18 protein-coding genes are annotated in these 19,878 nt (G+C 42.2%); 13 read left to right on the forward strand and 5 right to left on the reverse strand.

What is annotated here, in order from left to right:
• Nucleotides 1-686 precede the first annotated feature (686 nt).
• Together AY606_RS06280 and AY606_RS06285 are read left to right on the forward strand one after the other, a co-directional pair.
• Nucleotides 687-1,664 (forward strand): RluA family pseudouridine synthase, encoded by a 978-nt coding sequence (locus tag AY606_RS06280; protein ID WP_067866238.1) that lies wholly within the window; start codon nucleotides 687-689, stop codon nucleotides 1,662-1,664.
• 250 nt (nucleotides 1,665-1,914) lie between these two features.
• Nucleotides 1,915-2,583 (forward strand): HAD-IA family hydrolase, encoded by a 669-nt coding sequence (locus tag AY606_RS06285; protein ID WP_067866240.1) that lies wholly within the window; start codon nucleotides 1,915-1,917, stop codon nucleotides 2,581-2,583.
• A gap of 69 nt (nucleotides 2,584-2,652) precedes the next feature.
• Here AY606_RS06285 and AY606_RS06290 read toward each other — a convergent pair whose 3' ends face one another.
• Entirely contained in the window at nucleotides 2,653-3,048 is a 396-nt protein-coding gene (locus AY606_RS06290; RefSeq protein ID WP_067866242.1) for a hypothetical protein, read from the reverse strand.
• 438 nt (nucleotides 3,049-3,486) lie between these two features.
• Between AY606_RS06290 and mhpD the strand changes: the two genes are divergently transcribed.
• The 3 genes from mhpD to dmpG are packed head-to-tail and all read left to right on the forward strand — an operon-like array spanning nucleotide 3,487 to nucleotide 6,262.
• Complete coding sequence (mhpD, locus tag AY606_RS06295) at nucleotides 3,487-4,284, forward strand: 2-keto-4-pentenoate hydratase (protein ID WP_067866244.1); 798 nt, start codon at nucleotides 3,487-3,489, stop codon at nucleotides 4,282-4,284.
• A 39-nt stretch (nucleotides 4,285-4,323) separates the two neighbouring features.
• Entirely contained in the window at nucleotides 4,324-5,232 is a 909-nt protein-coding gene (locus AY606_RS06300) for an acetaldehyde dehydrogenase (acetylating) (protein WP_067866246.1), read from the forward strand.
• Nucleotides 5,233-5,242: 10 nt separating this feature from the next.
• The gene (gene dmpG / locus AY606_RS06305; RefSeq protein WP_067866247.1) at nucleotides 5,243-6,262 is read left to right on the forward strand and encodes a 4-hydroxy-2-oxovalerate aldolase; all 1,020 of its coding nucleotides are present in this window, start codon (nucleotides 5,243-5,245) and stop codon (nucleotides 6,260-6,262) included.
• A gap of 354 nt (nucleotides 6,263-6,616) precedes the next feature.
• On the opposite strand, the gene AY606_RS06310 is transcribed toward dmpG, so the two are convergent.
• Nucleotides 6,617-7,576, reverse strand: a complete 960-nt coding sequence (locus tag AY606_RS06310; RefSeq protein ID WP_067866627.1) for a formylglycine-generating enzyme family protein — start codon at nucleotides 7,574-7,576, stop codon at nucleotides 6,617-6,619.
• An 18-nt stretch (nucleotides 7,577-7,594) separates the two neighbouring features.
• Complete coding sequence (locus AY606_RS06315; RefSeq protein WP_067866249.1) at nucleotides 7,595-9,229, reverse strand: arylsulfatase; 1,635 nt, start codon at nucleotides 9,227-9,229, stop codon at nucleotides 7,595-7,597.
• 517 nt (nucleotides 9,230-9,746) lie between these two features.
• Between AY606_RS06315 and AY606_RS06320 the strand changes: the two genes are divergently transcribed.
• Together AY606_RS06320 and AY606_RS06325 are read left to right on the forward strand one after the other, a co-directional pair.
• Nucleotides 9,747-11,006: an OprD family outer membrane porin gene (locus tag AY606_RS06320; protein WP_067866251.1), complete on the forward strand. Its 1,260-nt coding sequence runs from the start codon at nucleotides 9,747-9,749 to the stop codon at nucleotides 11,004-11,006.
• A gap of 295 nt (nucleotides 11,007-11,301) precedes the next feature.
• Complete coding sequence (locus AY606_RS06325) at nucleotides 11,302-12,159, forward strand: alpha/beta fold hydrolase (protein ID WP_067866253.1); 858 nt, start codon at nucleotides 11,302-11,304, stop codon at nucleotides 12,157-12,159.
• A gap of 77 nt (nucleotides 12,160-12,236) precedes the next feature.
• On the opposite strand, the gene AY606_RS06330 is transcribed toward AY606_RS06325, so the two are convergent.
• Complete coding sequence (locus AY606_RS06330; RefSeq protein ID WP_067866255.1) at nucleotides 12,237-12,914, reverse strand: DUF1345 domain-containing protein; 678 nt, start codon at nucleotides 12,912-12,914, stop codon at nucleotides 12,237-12,239.
• A 282-nt stretch (nucleotides 12,915-13,196) separates the two neighbouring features.
• Nucleotides 13,197-14,096 (reverse strand): DNA-binding transcriptional regulator HcaR, encoded by a 900-nt coding sequence (gene hcaR / locus AY606_RS06335; protein WP_067866257.1) that lies wholly within the window; start codon nucleotides 14,094-14,096, stop codon nucleotides 13,197-13,199.
• A 282-nt stretch (nucleotides 14,097-14,378) separates the two neighbouring features.
• Between hcaR and hcaE the strand changes: the two genes are divergently transcribed.
• From hcaE to hcaD, 6 genes are all read left to right on the forward strand, one after another.
• Nucleotides 14,379-15,746, forward strand: a complete 1,368-nt coding sequence (gene hcaE, locus AY606_RS06340) for a 3-phenylpropionate/cinnamic acid dioxygenase subunit alpha (protein ID WP_067866259.1) — start codon at nucleotides 14,379-14,381, stop codon at nucleotides 15,744-15,746.
• Nucleotides 15,743-16,261 carry a 3-phenylpropionate/cinnamic acid dioxygenase subunit beta gene (gene hcaF / locus AY606_RS06345; RefSeq protein ID WP_067866260.1) on the forward strand — a complete coding sequence of 173 codons (519 nt, stop codon included), beginning with the start codon at nucleotides 15,743-15,745 and terminating at the stop codon, nucleotides 16,259-16,261. The genes hcaE and hcaF overlap by 4 nt, the downstream gene beginning before the upstream one ends.
• On the forward strand, nucleotides 16,261-16,587 hold the full coding sequence (hcaC, locus tag AY606_RS06350; RefSeq protein WP_067722172.1) for a 3-phenylpropionate/cinnamic acid dioxygenase ferredoxin subunit: 327 nt from the start codon (nucleotides 16,261-16,263) through the stop codon (nucleotides 16,585-16,587). The genes hcaF and hcaC overlap by 1 nt, the downstream gene beginning before the upstream one ends.
• A gap of 2 nt (nucleotides 16,588-16,589) precedes the next feature.
• On the forward strand, nucleotides 16,590-17,405 hold the full coding sequence (gene hcaB / locus AY606_RS06355) for a 3-phenylpropionate-dihydrodiol/cinnamic acid-dihydrodiol dehydrogenase (RefSeq protein ID WP_067866262.1): 816 nt from the start codon (nucleotides 16,590-16,592) through the stop codon (nucleotides 17,403-17,405).
• A 63-nt stretch (nucleotides 17,406-17,468) separates the two neighbouring features.
• Entirely contained in the window at nucleotides 17,469-18,431 is a 963-nt protein-coding gene (locus tag AY606_RS06360) for a 3-carboxyethylcatechol 2,3-dioxygenase (RefSeq protein ID WP_067866264.1), read from the forward strand.
• Between the two features lie 10 nt (nucleotides 18,432-18,441).
• A complete protein-coding gene (gene hcaD / locus AY606_RS06365; RefSeq protein WP_067866266.1) occupies nucleotides 18,442-19,674 on the forward strand; it encodes a 3-phenylpropionate/cinnamic acid dioxygenase ferredoxin--NAD(+) reductase subunit in 1,233 nt (410 codons plus the stop codon).
• Nucleotides 19,675-19,878: the final 204 nt, after the last annotated feature.

Raw genomic sequence — 19,878 nt, forward strand, 5'->3', positions numbered from 1 at the left:
CAACACCCAGATCTCAAATAAACGCTTGTGGTCTGAGCTTTTTTACCGGCCTTTTTTTGGGCTGCGGTTTTTGATTCACGTATTGATGATGGCAATACGGCTTCAATCTTTAAACGATTAAAGTCACCTGAGCGCTTCACTGGCGGACAAACGGTGCATTAGATGTGAGTAACTTTCACTGTCACGTAGCTTGAAGATCATCCCTTCATTAAGATAGAGAGCGTCTTGATACGGAATTATCATCGTATCTTTGCTTTATGTGCAGATCCAATGCATCAACGTTGTAGCCTGAATGCGACTTCAGGTTGCGATTAATCTGATGTGTATCAGTTTACGTTTAAAAACCAACTTTAAGTTGGCGACATATTTTTTAGAGCAGACTGATTTATGTACCGAAATACAATTAAACGCAACAGTTTGCTTTTTTGCCGATATAATAAGCCTTCGGCGTCGGCATATTCTTTAGGGACCTTTCCGTGTTTAATGTGAATTGTGAAATTTAATTTTTAGCTTCAAAAATATTGAAGGAATTAAATTTTTTCACACTAACGGTGGTATCCGTGCGCTGACTATATCAAACCTTGCATCATCTGCCTATGGGTTAAGCTTATGTTTCTTGTGTAAAGCATAGCCTAAGTGATCAGTTTTTAATCAATTTTAGTATTTTTTTGGGTCATAGTAACTGTATGAATTCTACGCAAGAATGGCAAAGTGTCACTTGGTTTGAAGTTGACGAGCATCAATCAGGCCAACGCATCGATAATTTTCTATTTTCCAGACTTAAAGGTGTGCCGAAAAGTCGTATTTATCGTTTGATGCGTGAAGGACAAGTTCGGGTTAATAAAAAGCGTATTAAAGCGGAAACCAAACTGGCAATTGGTGATCAAGTTCGTGTTGCGCCAATTCGTTATGAGCCTAAAGATGAAACGCCGGTACCGGTGTCGGATAAAGTGGCTCAAAGCCTGCTCAGCCGTGTGATTTATGAAGATGAAGGTCTGATGGTGGTCAATAAACCTTCTGGCATTGCCGTACATGGCGGCAGCGGCGTGGCCTATGGTCTGATTGAAGGCCTGCGCGCAGCAAGCGGTAAGAAATATCTGGAACTGATTCACCGTATTGACCGTGATACTTCCGGCCTGGTGATGATCAGTAAAAAACGCAGCACTTTAAAAACCTTGCAAGATTTACTGCGTGAACACAAGATTAAAAAAACCTATGCTGCGATTGTGAAAGGCAATGTTGTGCTCGATCGTCAACTGATTGATGCACCTTTACACCGTTATGAGCTTGCCAATGGCGAGCGTCGTGTATGCGTATCTAAAGAAGGTAAAGAGTCTAAAACGCAGTGGAATGTGGCTGAGCGATTTATGCATGCAACGCTTGTCTATGCATCACCGCTTTCAGGCCGTACCCATCAAATTCGTGTGCATGGTTTAAGTATTGGTCATCCTTTAATCGGTGATGATAAATATGGTCATGAAACTGCATATAAAGGTCCGAAAGCCCGTCGTTTATGTTTGCATGCACTGCGCCTGGAAATTCCGGGTTATGAAACCATTGAAGCACCATTGCCGGAAGATATGCAAAGTCTGGTGGCCCAGCTGCGTGCGCAGAAGAAAGATAAAGAACCGGCTCTAACGGATCGTGACGAAGATTATAAATAGTCTTATCTCAAGTAACGGGAGTGTTGGATAAATGGTCCCGTTACTCAAAAGCGATTAAAAAAACTTTGGCTGTGAAAATGATATGCATCAGGCGGCATCTATGTCGTCATTGCGTAGCAGATATTTGTCTTGAATTTTCCTTAAAGAAATTTTTCATCTTCTTTTGTCTTATTTGTTTTGTAGAAAAGTGGACAGGGAGATTTAAGCGGAAATGCTATGTTTTGCATTGAATCAAATATTGGATTAATTCATGAAAAAAACTTTAGAACTTGTGATCTTTGATTGGGATGGCACTTTATTTGATTCAGTGGGACAAATTGTACAAAGTCTACAATTCGCTGCCAAAGCGTATCAACAACCTTTAACCGAAGAAGCTGCAAAAAGCATTATCGGTTTGGGATTGCCTGAAGTCGCGCAAGTCTTGTTTCCAGATGTGCCTGAATTGCACACTGATATTTTGCAATGCTATGCAGATCACTATGTCGAAAATTCGCAAGCTGATGCCTGGTTTGACGGTGTGGCTGAGATGTTGCACATGTTAAAAGCTGAAGGCATCAAACTTGCAGTGGCAACCGGGAAAAGCCGTAAAGGTTTGGATCGGGTATTAACTCAAACCCAGAGTCAGGAGCTTTTTGTTGTGACCCGTGCGGCAAGTGAAACCAGATCTAAACCTGATCCACTGATGCTCGCAGAAATTTTACAGATTACGGGTGTGGCTGCTGAAAATGCGATTATGGTCGGTGATACATCTTATGATCTGGAAATGGCACAAAATATTGCCATGCCGCGTATCGGGGTGAGTTATGGAGTGCATACGCCTGAGACGCTGGCACAGTTTAATCCGCTTGCCATTGCCGAGGATGTCGCAAGTTTGCATCAGCTACTCTTAAATCAGGTAAATTTAAAACAAGCCGTTTAAGATTTATCGGAGGCTCAAAAGGGTGATTTAAAATCGCCCTTTTTTATACGTATTAAATTCTAAATTGACTTATTGGATTCTGAATTTTTGCACATCAGGTTTATGGTTACCCCAACCAGTCCAGTAATTGACCATAGTGACAGTTTTATTTTGAATACTCATAATTTTATAAATATCATTACGCGGCGGTGAAATTTCATTTGGACGAATGACTTCAGTCATCATAAAAATCTCGGGTGTAATCCAGGTTATACGCCAAGCGTCGGTATTGAAGTAGCCGCGGCTACATTGCATTTCATCTTGCCAAGCAACAGCGGTCGCTTGAGCATTAAATTTTAATCCCGCACAACTTGCGCCACTTAAAATTAAATATTTGTTTTTAAGTTGGTTTTGATAATCTTGTGCAAAGGCTGTATGACATAAAGTTGTGAGTAAGGCAGTCAATAACAGTGTTTTGATTCTCATTGCTAATATCTTAAGTGGTTATTTTTAATTATTTAAAAATATCATGTTGATTAGACAGTGAATATGCCGTTTTTATTTAAAATGCAGCGATAGTCTCATCTTTTAGTCGTAGTGTTGATTGATTGTTAAAATGAATGGCCTGCATTGCAGAGCTGCTTACTCGGATATCATGAAATATCTACGCTAACTGCCTTGTTTCACTCAAAAAATAGAATGGCATTTATAGGTAATAGCTATTGTAAAAAATAAAATAAGTATTGGCATAAAAACCGTATTTTTCAGATTCTAAAACTGTTTATACATATACACGTTTGCCAAGATGGGGCAGCACCCATTTGCTGATGGGTTTGATCATTTGCATATATTTTTTCTGATTGTTCATTCCATTTCCATCGATAACGGTATACGTCCAATTTTTTGCAGTTTAAGGAAACATTGATGTCGAATTCTGCTGTTGTTGAATCAGTTGCCCAAGCATTACGTAGCGCTGAATTATCTAAAACTGCGATTGCACCGATTCGCCCACAATTGGGTGGTGAAAGTGCGGATGTAGATATTGCCTACGCAGTTCAAGAATTAAATACCCAACGTGCCTTAAGCGAAGGACGTCGTTTAGTCGGCCGCAAAATCGGTTTGACTTCAAAAGTAGTCCAAGCCCAACTTGGTGTAGATCAGCCTGACTTCGGTATGCTGTTTGCAGACATGTCTTATGGCGATGGCGAAGCCATCCCGGCAGGCCTATTGATTCAGCCTAAAGTTGAAGCAGAAATCGCATTAATTATCAATAAAGACCTTACCAAAGAACATCATACCTACGCAGATATTATTAGTGCGACTGAATATGCCTTGCCAGCGGTAGAAGTGGTAGATAGCCGTATCGAAAACTGGAAAATTTCCTTGATTGATACCGTTGCCGATAACGCATCTTCAGCTGCCTTTGTTTTAGGTTCACGTCCTGTGAAACTTGAAAACCTGGATTTGGTGAACTGCAAAATGACCATGACCCGTGGTGATGAAGTGGTGTCTCAAGGTGTAGGTAAAGCCTGCCTTGCAAATCCACTCAATGCTGCGGTTTGGCTGGCGGATGAAATGGTTCGTCGTGGCCGTCCACTGTTGGCGGGTGACATCATTTTGACCGGTGCATTAGGCCCGATGGTTGTTGCACAGCCAGGTGATGAATTTAAAGTTGAAATTGAAGGCTTTGGTTCAGTGACAGCAGCGTTTGCAGCTGAATAAGCATTGAGCTAAACACGGAATTTTTGAGAGTACAGATTCATGAAAAAGATTAAATGTGCATTGATCGGTCCTGGGAACATTGGGACTGACTTGCTTTACAAACTTCAACGTAGCGAATGGTTAGAGCCAGTGTGGATGGTGGGGATTGACCCGACATCGGAAGGTTTGGCACGTGCTGCGAAAATGGGTTTAAAAACCACTGCTGAAGGCGTGGACGGTTTACTTCCGCACGTTCTTGCTGATGATATTAAAATTGCGTTTGATGCAACGTCTGCTTATGTTCATGCTGAAAACAGCCGCAAGTTGAACGAGCTTGGCGTACAAATGATTGACTTGACGCCTGCAGCGATTGGTCCATTCTGCGTACCACCGGTCAACCTAGAAGCTTTGCTTGAGCAAGGCGAATTGCCAAACGTCAACATGGTGACATGTGGCGGTCAGGCAACCATTCCTATGGTGGCTGCGATTTCACGTGTTCAAGCTGTGAACTACGGTGAAATCATCGCAACGGTATCTACTAAATCTGTAGGTCCGGGTACACGTAAAAATATTGATGAATTTACACGTACTACTGCCGGTGCCATTGAGCAGGTGGGCGGTGCGAAACAAGGTAAAGCCATTATCATTATCAACCCTGCTGAGCCACCACTGATGATGCGTGACACGGTGCACTGTCTGGTTGAAGGTACGCCGGATCAGGCTGCAATTACAGCATCTGTGCATGCCATGATCAAGGAAGTTCAAAAATACGTACCCGGTTACAAACTTGTAAATGGTCCGGTATTTGATGGCAACCGTGTATCCGTGTTTATGGAAGTTGAAGGTTTGGGCGACTACTTGCCTAAATATGCCGGTAACCTCGATATTATGACTGCAGCTGCTGCACGTACTGCAGAAATGTTTGCAGAACGTCTCATCGCTAACCAAGCAGCGTCAGCTGAAGCTTAAGGAGCAGACCATGTCAAAAATTATTATTAATGATATGACGTTACGTGATGGTATGCACCCGATGCGCCATCAAACTACACCAGAGCAAATGGTTGCAATTGCCACTGCACTTGATGATGCGGGTGTGCCTTTAATCGAAGTAACCCATGGTGACGGCTTAGGCGGCAACTCGGTGAACTACGGTTTTGCAGCTGCGACGGATGAAGAATATTTAACTGCGGTAATTCCAAAGCTTAAACAGGCCAAAGTATCTGCGCTTTTAATTCCGGGTATTGGTACGGTTGACCATTTGAAAATGGCGCATGATGTAGGTGTGGCAACGATTCGTGTTGCAACCCACTCTACAGAAGCTGACGTTTCTGAACAGCACATTACGGCTGCGCGCAAACTTGGCATGGACACTGTGGGCTTCTTGATGATGGCACACATGGCATCACCTGAGCATCTTCTTGAAGAAGCGAAAAAGATGGTGTCTTACGGTGCAAACTGTATTTATGTGACCGATTCTGCCGGCTATATGTTGCCGAATGACGTGACTGACCGCGTGGGTATTTTACGTGCCAACTTGGCTTCAGAAATCGAAATCGGTTTCCACGGTCACCATAACTTGGGTATGGGCGTTGCAAACTCTGTTTCAGCAGTTCAGGCCGGTGCAACACGTGTCGATTTAGCGTCTGCAGGTTTAGGCGCAGGCGCAGGTAATACGCCACTTGAATTGTTTGTTGCGGTGGCCAACCGTATGCAAATGGAAACCGGTGTGGACTTGTTTAAAGTTCAGGATATTGCAGAAGAACTGATTGTTCCCATGATGCAGCAACCGATTCGTGCCGACCGTGATGCAGCAACCTTAGGTTATGCAGGGGTGTACTCATCGTTCCTGTTGTTTGCTAAACGTGCTGAAGCGAAATATGGTGTGTCTGCGCGTGAAATCCTGATGGAATTGGGTCGCCGTGGTACGGTGGGCGGTCAGGAAGACATGATTGAAGACCTGGCTTTGACCATGTCTAAAGCAAAAGAGCTTCACGCTTAATTAAAGTATTAGGTTAAAAAAAAAGCACCCGAATCTGGGTGCTTTTTTGATTTTGAATGAGATGACGCAAAATAATTTAATATCCTTAAATGAAGGTTGCATACCCCGACATAATTTTATCAATAATCCTGAATTGTTTTTCTAATTACTTTATTGGGTTGAGTGCCAGATTGATCTTTACTGGATTTTATTCTTGGGATCTATCCTTCAAAACAGCTGAATTATTCAGCTGTTTTTTTATCATGACTTTTAAAAATGACTTTTAAAATTTAAAGCTATACACAATATAGACACGATTCTCGTTATCATCTCGACCATACCTGGATTTATAATCAATCCTTGTAAATTTAAAGTTTATTTTCGTAGTACGGTTCTGAATCCAACATGAGAAGTGGCAAGATCAAATTCTTGCGGGTGTCGGGCAGCGGCCCTGTAACGTGCACAATAATTATCTGCACATAAATAAGAACCGCCTTTTATGGTCATAGTCATGACCTGTTCTGAATGGTGACGGGTCATTTGTGGATTGCCCATATGCATGTCGGAATGAGGACCTTTGTATGCAGAATTTGTCCATTCCCAAACATTGCCAATCATGTCGTGTAGGCCAAAAGGATTGGCTTCAAAACAGCCGACAGGTGCTATACCTTTAAATCCATCTTGATTAGAGTTGGCATAGGGGAATTCACCCTGCCAGTAATTGGCAGTAATTTTCCCATGCGATTTTGGGCCAATATCTTCCTGATCACTAAACCCTTTGGCAAGGTATTCATTTTCCAATTCGGTAGGCAAATCACGACCCAGCCATGTTGCATATGCCAATGCATCATTATAAGTTACATAACGAACTGGCTCATTCAGAGCAGGAAATTTCTCATCAATGTTTTTCCATGAAACATTTTTCAAAAATTTCCACCAGGACATCATGGCAACCTTATCTGTTTCAGGCTGGATGAAAACAGCTGCGCCACCTTGTTTTTCAGCATCGCTAATATAGCCCGTTGCATCTACAAAACTTTTAAACTGGGCCACAGTAACTTCTGTTTGATCCGCCCAGAAAGCGTTTACTTTGAGTTTGTTTTGATAGAAAGGGCGTTCATCTTCATAACCCGTATTTGAGCCAAAAAGAATTTCACCTGCGGGAATTTCAACCATACCTGAGGTTTTGGATTTTCCCCAAAGCGCAGGCAAACCTGAATATTGCTGACATTGACTGACACTGCCCAAAGTGACAATTTCTGTAGATTGCTCAGATTTCGAAGGGTTGCATCCTGCGAGGCCAAGCACCAGCAATAGCAGACAACTCCCTTTCATCAAATTTGACATGGGGTATTACTCCGCGAAATCCTGTACACCTACACGTTGAGTGTATTTCACATATTCTTGCTGGAGCTGTTTTACCATTTCAGGGTATTTTTTACTTAGGTCAGTGGTTTCTGTACGATCATTTTCTAGATCATATAATTTCCAGTCCGGACCACTCAGGTTTTTGGTAATGGTGCGTGTGAGTTTCCATTTTTTGTTGCGCACATAGGCATCGCCATGCAATTCATCTGCATAGATAAAATTTTCGCCATATACGGAACTGGTTTTACCCTTAAGATAACTGATCCACGATTTACCGGAAAGCTGGTTGAACTTGCTAGGATCCTGATAATCCGGTTTTAATGAAGACTGGGTGATTTCAAGAACAGTGGGGAAAACATCTTTGACATTCACAAAGCTGTTACTAATTTTAGACGTGGTGCTGTTTGGAAGTTTAACAATAGCGGGTGCACTGACGCCGCCTTCAGCTGCAGTGCCTTTCCAAAGTGAAAATGGCGCACTGCTCACTTCAGTCCAACGCGGGCCAATAAGTTCATAAGATTTAGTTTTACCTAAATTATTATAACTATTGTCATAACCTGGAAGTGCGCGATAGAACCCTTCTGCGCCATTATCTGACATAAAAATAAACAGTGTATTGTCGTATTGCTTAATCTTTTTCAGATGTTTAATCAGTTTTCCGACATTGTCATCCATATTTTTAATCTGTGCCGCATAAATTTCCATTTTGCGTGCTTCGATTTTTTTCTGTTCAGCCGTTAGATTGTTCCAGATATCTAAATTCATTGGAGCAAGTTGTTTACTCACCACATTGGCTGTTTTTGTAGAATTAATCAGCTTGAGTTTGAGCATTTTTTCTAAACGCTTCTGTTTTATTGCATCGTAACCCTGATCATAGTGGCCCTTATAAATATTCAAATAATTTGTCGGTACCTGAAGCGGCCAATGGGGAGCGGTCAGAGCAACATAGGCAAAGAAAGGTTGGCTTGGCTTGTTATTATCACCAATATATTCAATAACTTTTTGAGTGAAGAAATCTGTTGAATAAAAATTATCTGGTAATTCGACCTTCTGACCATTTTCAGTGTAAATGGTTTTGCGTTCGATACCATCAGGCAGTGTTTTGAAATGTGAGTCTGCACCATTTAATAATGCATAAGAAAAATCAAAACCTCTACTTGCTGGATTGGTCTCGGGGGTATAACCAAGATGCCATTTACCTGCCATAAGGGTTTTATACCCATTATCTTTTAATACTTGAGGCAAGGTCATTGAGCGAGTATTTAAATAACCTTCATAACCAGGTTTACCTAAGAATTGTGGACGAGGAGTTAAATCAAATTTTCCTGCGTCTGCCCGCATAGTCTCCGCCATGGCACCCAAGCCAGCTTGATGGTGATCTGTACCTGACATCAACTCGGAACGTGTGGGAGAACAAGTACTAGGGGTGTGGTAATTGGTAAAGCGGGTGCCTTGATGAGCCAGACTGTCAATATTGGGAGTCTTGATTTCACTGCCAAATGAACCTAGATCAGAATATCCCAAATCATCTGCCAGAATAATGACCACATTCGGTTTTTGCGCGAAGAGCTGCGTAGAAATTAATAGCGATGTAATTAGCGCTATTTTGTTGAGTCTCATTTCATTCATCCTTGATTATGATTTACAACTATGAGCGTAGTGTAAATGCTTTAAGGATAACTTCTATTAGACAAAGCATTATTTTAATAAAAATCAAATATATAGGGTTTAAATAGATAGAATATTGGTGGTAATTAGTACATTTTAGATATTAAGTCATACTTTTTATCTATTTATAAATGGATTTTTTAACTCAGTTCAATGATCGGATATTTATTATAAATACCACTTATAGATTTAAAATCTTATGAGACTGCTTAACTAAAAAAACACTTAATAAATCAATATTAATTCATTATTTTTTAAAATTAATTTAATTAACAATAGTTTAAATTGATAGTGGTAGCAGTAAGCAAAAACTACTTATTGTTAAAACATATTAAAATTTGGAATTAAATGTTAAAAAAAAGAAAAATAAAGTTATATAAATTGCTGCTTAATACTCTGGTCTGATTTTTTTTAGCGGCAGGGTTGAGCATGATGGTGGCATAGCTTAATTTGATTACAGGAATAAGCCATGCGTCGTCAAACACTATGGATAGCAATCTGTGTTGCTGCTGCAACACTAGGTACAACTGCAACGAATGCAGAATTTATCGACGATAGCCAAGTCCAATTAAAATTCAAAAATTTCTATTTAGATCGTCAGTATGCTGATGTACCACAAAATAACTGGGGTAGCTGGTCACAAGGCATTACCCTGGATGCAAAATCCGGTTATCAGGACATCGGCGCTGGCATTCAAGTCGGTGCAGATCTTCTTATTCAGCATGCGTTCCGTTTGAATGGTCGTGACAATAATCCTGACTGGGTTATACCGCATCAAGGACCGGGCAAAGGGCAAAAAGATAATTTTGGTAAAGTGGGTGCGACCTTAAAAGCCAAAGTTTCTCAAACTGAATTGAAAGTAGGTGAATTACTGCCGGTATCTCCAGTATTGGTCTTCGATCCATCGCGTCAGTTGCTGACGACTTATAGCGGTGCATGGTTAGAGTCTAAAGAGATTAAAGATACCAAACTGACTTTGGCTTATATTGATAAGATCAATAACCGCTATGACAACCAGTTCCGTGACTTAACCTTGTTTGCACCTGCTAAAGGTAAAAAGTATTACGATAATGGTGAAGCTTCTGATGGAATGTGGATTGCCGGTGTAGATCATCAATTCAATAAACAGATGGGTGCCAGCTACTGGTATGCAGATGTAACAGATATCTATCAGCAGCATTATGTAGGTGTCAATTACAAAACCACATTCGGTGAAAAAGCAAAATTAGATACTCATATCCGTTACTTCGATAACTCCGATTCAGGCAACAAGCTGTATGGGGCAATTGATAATCAGGCATTATCTGCAGGTGCAAAAGTCAATTACGGCGCGCACACAGTTGGTTTGGGTTATCAGCAAATGTTTGGTGACAGTGCTTTCCCGACATTGGGCGGCTGGGTGCCACAACCGTATTTAGTGAACTGGGGTGTTGCGACCTTCACTGCGATTGATGAAAAATCTGTCGGCTTAAGCTATGGTTATGACTTTTCTGAATTGGGTGTCAAAGGTTTGAATGCCACTGCGTTCTACATGATGGGCTTTGATGCTGAAGTAAATGGCAAGAAAAATCAGGATTCGGATGAGCTTAATTTAATCGTGAACTACACAGTGCCTGAAGGTCAGTTGAAAGGTCTAGGTTTACAGATGATGTATATTGATGCTGACTTCGATTATAAATCTGACCTTAAAGAGTATCGTGTAGCCACAACCTATACTTATAAGTTCTAAATCAAATCATTGAATGAAAAAAGAGCGACTGTTGATCAGCTGCTCTTTTTTTTACGCTCAGAATATTTTGGCTCGAAATACCTTAAGTAAATTAGGCCTATGGTTTTATTTTAATTAAATAAAAACAAAGACATAAATAATCGTTTTTTTATAGGGTTTGATCGTAAATTTGTATCAGTTTGCTCAGGCTGAACGGTTAATATAAAGCTGTAAAAAGTCATTTTAATGAGTCAACTTGACGTCGAATTCTTGTAATAGAGGGACACGCAAGCTAAAGACTGTAAGAGGAATCAATATGAGCACTGTTCAAATCCCTGACTATCAAACAGATCCATTCTTTGGCTTAGAAGACAAATGGATTGAAACCGCTGAAGGCGAGTTGACGCATTACCACGAAATTGGTGAAGGGACACCTATTCTATTTTTACACGGTTCAGGTACAGGCGTATCTGCTGCTGCAAACTGGTGGTTAAACTTGCCACAAATTGGTGAGCAAGCACGTTGTATCGCAATTGACACCATTGGTTATGGCCAAAGTGTGGTTGCACCAGGTACTGCTTACGGTATTCGCGCTTGGGTTGATCATGCAGTACGTACTTTAGATGCTTTGGGTATCGAAAAAACTTGGGTTGTAGGCAACTCTTTGGGTGGCTGGTTAGCTTTCCAGATGGCGCTGGATTATCCTGAACGTGTTTTGGGTATCGTGTCTATGGGTACGGGCGGTGCGAAACAGACTGCTGCACTTAAAGCACATGCAAATCCGGTACTTACCGAAGAAGGGATCAAGAAAACCCTGTCTATGTTTGTCGTGAACAAAGACTTGATTACTGATGAACTGGTTAAAGTACGTTTCGATTCTGCGAAAAATGATTACGCTTCTGACCGTCTCATGGACGTTGTTGGCGCACGTGACCGTGACCGTTTTGAATTTCCACTTGATTTCGAAAAAATGAAAGAAATCAAAGTGCCTGTACTTTTGATTCATGGCGTACAAGATGTGGTGATTCCAGTGTCTCGTTCATGGGATATCTTGAACATTGTTCCGCATGCTGATGCACACATCTTCAGCCAATGTGGTCACTGGTCTCAAGTTGAAAAATCTGACGAATTCAACACGGTAATTAAAAACTATTTAACAGCACGTGGTGTTTAATCACGCAGTTTAAATGAAATAAAAAAAAGGATGACGAGAGTCATCCTTTTTTTATGCCTTTAATTAGCTACTCGTCATTAAGTAGTAATAAAGTTAGCCGCAACATTAATACTGATGGCCAGAATCGTGGTGTTAAATCCATATGCCAACAGCAGGTGCAAGGTATTTAATACCCGCATGGAGCGTGACGTAATGGATACATCTGCGGTTTGCGCCGAGGTTCCAATCACATAGCTAAAATATATAAAATCTGGATAAGTGGGACGTGAGGTCTTGGGGAAATCCAGTCCACCATCTTTATATTTTTCCAATGCCAGATAAAAGTCATGGGTATAATGAATGGCAAAAATGGTATGCATAAAAAACCAGGCAGAAACAAGGGTGAGCACCGATAAGATCAAGTGTCCTATTCGAATGTAGGCATCGGGGGGTAAATGATTAATTTCAATCACGATGGCAATGAAGCACATGATTAAAGTCAGGATCACCAGCAGTAAAATTAACCATTTACTGGTATCTTGTTGCTGTGCGCGCTGTAAAATATTTTCATGTTCTGTCCCCCATAATTTTTTTAAGGTTAAGAGTAAATAGCTATAAATAGAGATATTCCAGCTAATTAAAAGACAGGTAGACCAGCCCCATTGAGTCAGCCAATGTAAAAAATAATAGAAAACAGCGATGGCAGTAAAAGTAAAAAAGAAATAAGGGTGGGATCGAACACCTGTTTTTATGCGATGCAGCGGGTGGATTTGCATAATCTTCCCTATAGGGGGTTATTTTTTAAAATATTTTAAAAAGCTTGTACTGCGCTTATTAGACTTAAGTTGTAATTTTTTGATTATGAAATATTTTTATCACTCAGTGAAAGATAATTTATACGTTATTTCCCATAAAGACCGGCTTTAAAACAGTGAATTTTTATAAGACTTCAGTCTAGTGTGATAGAAAAATAATCAAAATAGTGCAAAAAAAGACACCACTATTTAGCAAAAAAATAATAGTGGGTTCAATTTGGAAGCTAAAGTGGAAAAAATTGATCAATCGCGATTGATATTCAGATAAAACACACGGGTCAGTAATTCAATAAATTTCTGCACAGCCACAGAGCTACTGTTTTTGTGGTAACTGACATACAAGTCGAGGGAAGGGAGCTCAATGTCTAAAGGGCGAATAACGGTATTATTCATGGTCAAGGGTGCGACATAGCCCGGTAAAATCGTACAGCCTAAACCCATGCCAATCGAGTTGATATTAAACAAGATATTGTCAGCTTTTTGCACAATATTGAATTCAATAGCATTGGCTTTGGCAAAATCCAGAATGGCATTGTGTAGGGTCAGAGACTGTTCAGCAGCAGGAATAATAAAATCTATTCCATTTAAAGCTTTCACTGGAATGCGCTCATACTTCGCCAAAGGGTGGTTTTCCGGCAAAATAAAGATTAATGGCTCGCGTAGCACAAATAAGCTTTCAATTTCATCACTATTGGAGTTGTGGCGAGTAAAAGTGACATCCAGCTCACCTTTTTTCAATAGTTTCATTTGCTCAGTGTTGTTTAAACTGAGCAATTCGATTTTTAAATCAGGATTTTGTACACGTAAATTCGGTAGCACATAAGGGAAAATCTTCATTTCCGCAACGGGAACAAAGCCAATCCGCAGCATTTGCTGTTTGGCTTGCGAGACTTGACGTGCCATGGCAATGGCTTTTTCTGCTTGAGCCAGTGTTAAACGTGCCTGCTCAAGAAATACCGCACCTTCTTCCGTGAGTTCAACTTTTCGTTTGGTACGATACAGCAGTTGTACGCCTACATCTTCTTCTAGGTCCTTAATTTGCTGACTTAAAGAGGGTTGGGCCGTATATAGCTTTAACGCAGCTTTACTAAAGTTTAGTTCTTCTGCCACGGTGATAAAATATCGAAGGTGTCGTAATTCCATATAACTAAATCCAATGTGTAATCCAAAAAATGTCTTACTATAATTTCGGTAGAGTATAATCTATAAACAACTAAGCGGTGAAGATGATTCTTTCATTTAGAAAATAAATGGTCGGGGATTATTTATGGGGATTTTAATATGGAAAATAATGCTGCTAATAATCCATAAAATATCTTAATTGAAACAAAAAAAATATTTCACTAACAGCCGCTATAAAACCATTATCCACTAAAAGTTGAGTCTATTTACTTTGTGACAGAGTCCGTCACAGGAGAGCTTCTCATGAGTGGAAAAATTAATGTGCGCGAAATCGACGCTTTGGTCGATGCACAAAATGGTCGTATCTCGCCATATATCTACACCGATCCAGATTTATATGAATTAGAGCTTGAACGCGTTTTTGGTCGTACTTGGTTATTCCTTTGTCATGAAAGCCAAATTCCTAAAGCGGGCGATTTCTTCAATACCTATATGGGTGAAGACCCGATTATTGTGGCCCGTCAAAAAGACGGCTCAATCAAAGCATTTTTAAATCAATGCCGTCACCGCTCGATGCGTGTGAGCTTCGCAGACTGTGGTAATACGCGTGCATTTACTTGCCCATACCACGGCTGGTCTTACGGTATTGATGGCTCACTCAAAGACATTCCATTAGAAGAACGTGCATTCCCGCAAGGCGCATGCAAAGAAAAATGGGGACTGGTTGAAGTCAACCGTGTTGAGTCTTACAAAGGCTTAATCTTTGCGTGTTGGGATGAAACTACTCCAGATTTAATCGAGTACATGGGTGATATCGCTTGGTATCTTGATGGCGTTTTAGACCGTCGTCCAGGTGGTACTGAAATCATCGGTGGTGTGCACAAGTGGGAAATCGAGTGCAACTGGAAATTTGCAGCTGAACAGTTTGCATCGGACCAATATCATGCCTTGTTCTCTCACGCATCTGCAATCCAGGTGTTGGGTGCAAAACCGGATGACGAATCATCGAAAAAACTAGGTGCAGCGCAAACCGCCCGTCCAGTATGGGAAACAGCTAAAGACGCAATCCAGTATGGTTCGCGTGGTCATGGTTCAGGTTTCTTCTTTACAGAAAAACCAGATGCGAATGTGTGGGTAGACGGTGAAGTTGCCAACTACTTCCGTGAAACATATGACGAAGTGAAAGAGCGTTTAGGCGAAACACGCGCTTTACGTCTTGCCGGTCATAACAATATGTTCCCAACCATGTCCTGGTTAAACGGTACGGCTACACTTCGCGTATGGCACCCACGTGGTCCCAACAAAACTGAAGTATGGGCATTCTGTATTGCCGATGCTGAAGCATCGCAAGAAGTGAAAGAAGCCTTTGAACGCTCTGCAACCCGTGCTTTCGGTCCTGCCGGTTTCCTGGAGCAAGATGACTCTGAGAACTGGATTGAGATTCAAAAAGTATTGCGTGGTTATAAAGCGCGTAATAATCCGCTGATTATGGAAATGGGCTTGGGCAACGAGAAAAAACGTGAAGATGGAATCCCGGGGATCACCAATTACATTTTCTCTGAAACTGCAGCACGTGGCTTATACCGCCGTTGGGCAGACCTGTTGATCCATGAAACATGGGAAGAGGTAGAGAAAGCCGCTGAAGAATACGAGAAGGAGCTAATGAAATGAGTCAGATCAGTTTAGAACTTCATCATCAAATTAGTCAGTTTCTCTATCGTGAAGGCAAAGCGCTAGACGACTGGAAATTCCGCGATTGGCTGGACATGTTGGCAGAAGACATTTCTTATACGCTGCGCACTACGCCAAATGCACAAACCCGAGACCGCCGCCGTTCAATTGAACCACCGACGACTTGGGTATTTAACGACACCAAAGATTTGCTTGAACGTCGTGTTGCGCGTCTTGAAACCGGTATGGCTTGGGCTGAAGAGCCTCCATCACGCACCACTCACATGGTGAGCAACGTGATTGTAGAGCCGACTGAAGTTGAAGGCGAATACGATGTGTACGTAACGTATTTGTTATACCGTACACAAAAAGAGAAAGACGTAACGCTTTACTGCGGTAAGCGTCACGACAAGATCCGTAAAGTTGAAACTGATCTGGGCTTCCAGATCTTCAACCGTAAAATTACGTTAGATCAAGTGACCTATAACTCACATAACCTGAGTGTATTCTTCTAATGAATAAGATTTTTGTGTGTCAAGTTGACGAATTAGACGAAGGCGAAGCGCTAAAAGTAGATTGTGGCGTAAACGGTATTGAAGCGCTTGCAGTATTCAACAATGGTGGAGAGTTCTTTGCCATGAATGACCGTTGTTCACATGGTAATGCTTCTATGTCTGAAGGTTATCTTGAAGATGATGGTACGGTTGAATGCCCACTGCATTCAGCACGGTTCTGCTTGAAAACAGGTGAAGCTTTATGTCTACCGGCAACTGATCCAATCAAGACTTTCCCTGTGATTGTTGAAGATGGTCAATTGTTCGTAGAGATGGCAGGAGAGTAATCATGGGTTGGCTACAAGGCGAAGTTGCACTTATTACAGGTGGTGGTTCAGGTTTAGGCTGGGCTTTGGTTGAACGTTTCTTGGAAGAAGGTGCACAAGTTGCAGTTCTGCAACGTTCGAAAGCTAAAGTGGATGCATTGAACGAACACTTCGGTGGTAAAGTTCTTGCGATTGAAGGTGATGTGGCCAACTATGCAGATAACGTCCGTGCCGTGAATGCCACCCTTGAACGTTTTGGCAAGCTCGATTGTTTCGTGGGAAATGCCGGTATCTGGGATCATTATGCAGATATCGTCAATACCTCTGGCGAACAGCTGGAAAAAGCTTTTGATGAAATCATGGGTATTAACACCAAGTCTTTAATTCTTGGTGCCAAGGCAGCACTTGATGCATTGATCGCTTCTGAAGGTTCTATCATATTTACTTTGTCTAATTCGGCACTGTACTCTGCTGGCGGAGGCCCTGTATATACTGCATCTAAGCATGCCGGTGTGGGTATTATGAAAGAGCTTGCGTATGAACTTGCGCCTAAAGTACGAGTGAATGCGGTTGCGCCTTCAGGTATGAATGTGAATATTAAAGGCGCCGCATCGTTGGGTCAGGAAAATCTGGGCTTATTGGATGCGCGCGACCCTGAGAAGATTGCCCGCGGCATGCCGCTGAACTTCTTGCCAGAGCCTGAAGATATGACAGGCTCTTATGTGCTGTTAGCTTCTCGTCAAAATAACCGGACCTTGACCGGTGTTTTAATTAACGCAGACTGCGGCTTAGGCATTCGCGGTTTACGTCAGCCGCGCGCCGGATTCTTTGACGAGTAATCTGCTTTAGCGTAATGGTTATACTCGGCAGCCTTTTGGCTGCCTTGCGTTTAGGAGTTACTCATGGCTGTAAAACTTATTTGTGCATCGCACAGTCCTTTAATGGAATTTGCTTCTCCTCAAGAAAAGCATAAAGAAGAAAAAGTTCGTGAAACTTTCGCCAAGCTTGCAGCTGAAGTGGAAGCATATGATCCGACTTTAATCATTACCTTTGGTCCAGACCATTTTAATGGTTTCTTCTATGACTTAATGCCAAGCTTTTGCGTGGGGATCCGCGCCACCGCTGCCGGCGATTGGGACTATGGTAAAGACAACAACAAAATTAATGTGCCTGAAGAAATTGCAGTGAAGTTGGTTCGCCGTGTGATGGATGAAGGCGTGGATGTTGCGTATTCGTACCGTATGCAGGCCGACCATGGGGTAACACAGCCCTTGCATTTTTTATGCGGCGGCCATTTAGACCGTTATCCAACCATTCCAATCTTTATCAATGGTGCTGCTGCGCCTATGCCAACGACCAAGCGAACGGTCGCTTTGGGTCGTGCTGTAGGTCAATTTATCAAGTCATTAAATCTTGAAAATGAACGTGTACTTGTTTTAGGTACCGGTGGTTTGTCGCATGATCCACCAACACCGCAAATGGGTGCTGTACCGCCTGAAGTGGAAGAATTCCTGATTGCGGGTCGTAATCCCACCCCTGAGGCGCGTCAAGCACGTCAAGCCAAGATCATTGCGGTGGGACAACGTTTAGCAGCAGGTGATACTTCTGTTGCCGTGCCGTTAAATCCTGAATGGGATCGCGCCTTGCTGAAGACTTTTGCGCAGGCAGACTTTGCCGCAATTGAAGCAATGACTGAAGATGAAATTCGTGTTGAAGGCGGCCGCGGCGGTCAAGAAGTCCGTTCTTGGATGGCTGCGTTTGCAGCATTGCATGAAGTGGGTGAGTACGAAATGACGGCTCACTGCTACGAAGATATTAGTGAGTGGATTGCGGGCTTCGGCATCGTATCTGCAGAATTGAAATAAGGATTTATCCATGAGCCAAAATGGTATCGAAACCATCGTTATTGTCGGTGCTGGTCAAGCTGGTGCGAGTGCCATTTTAGAACTTCGTGCCAATAAGTATGAAGGCAAAATCATTTTGGTCGGTGACGAAACGCATTTGCCGTATGAACGTCCGCCGCTGTCTAAAGATGTGATCTTGAAACCGGAAGACACCAAAATTGAAATTCTGTCAGCGCAAAAACTGGCCGATTTGAATGTGGATCATATTGTTGGCAATGGCGCAGTGAAAATCAATGCTGAAGCACACAGCATTGAACTACAAAACGGTGATGTGCTTGCATATGACAAGTTGCTTCTTGCAACCGGTGGTGCAGCGCGCCGTTTACCCAACTTCGATGCTTTGGGTAAACATGTTTATACCTTGCGTAACCTTGAAGATTCGCAAGCACTGGTTCCTGTACTTCAAGCCGGTCGTCGTCTCATCCTGATCGGTGGTGGGGTGATTGGGCTTGAGCTTGCATCATCTGCACGTTTCAAAGACTGCGATGTGACTGTGATTGAAATGGGTTCAATGGTAATGGGCCGTTGTTCGCCGCCTATCCTCAGTGAGTTTTTGCTTGCACAGCACCGTGCCAAAGGTGTCGATGTCCGTCTTTCAACCCAGATTGCGGGTTGCCGACTGGATGGCGAAGAAGTGGTGGTCACTTTGGCGGATGGCGAAGAACTTCGTGCTGATGCGGTGGTTTACGGCATTGGTATCGTGCCTAATGCCCAGCTTGCAGTCGATGCGGGTCTTGAGGTTGACGTTGCGATTAAAGTCAACGAAAACTGCCAGACTTCAAATGCTGACATTTATGCAGCGGGTGACGTAGCCACTCAAATCCGTGACTGTGGTCATCACCGCCGTGTGGAAACTTGGGAAAATGCCAACCTTCAAGCCGGTATTTTTGCGCGTCACGTGATGGGTGTAGAACATCCAAAAGCCAACCCGGCCTGGTTCTGGACAGATCAACTGGACATTAATTTCCAGTTTGTCGGTGATATGGCAGCAGCTCAATGGCTGGTTCGCGGTGAAATGGATATTGCCAAAGGCGCAGACAATTCATTCGTGATGTACGGTGTGACCGATGGTCAAATCGTTGCAGGCATTACCGTCAATGCTGCCAAAGAAATGCGTCATTTGAAAAAAATGATCAGCAAAAACACCGCTTTTGAAGCTGAAAAACATTTAGATTTGGCACAAGACTTACGCAAAATTGCCTAAGTCTTCTTAAGATATTTTTGGACAGATCTATGTTGTGCATAGGTCTGTTTTTTTATGTGTTGTGCTTCTTTGTCATGACCACAATTGGCTTGGTGATTTAGAAATGTGTTGGTTTAGGTATGTGTTACTTTTAAAAGATGAGCCATCTATGGTCTAAGGTAACAAAAATCTTCTGATCGTTTGAAGGTGCTTCCATATCCCCCA

The organism is Acinetobacter sp. SFB, from assembly GCF_001647545.1.
Taxonomy (GTDB): domain Bacteria; phylum Pseudomonadota; class Gammaproteobacteria; order Pseudomonadales; family Moraxellaceae; genus Acinetobacter.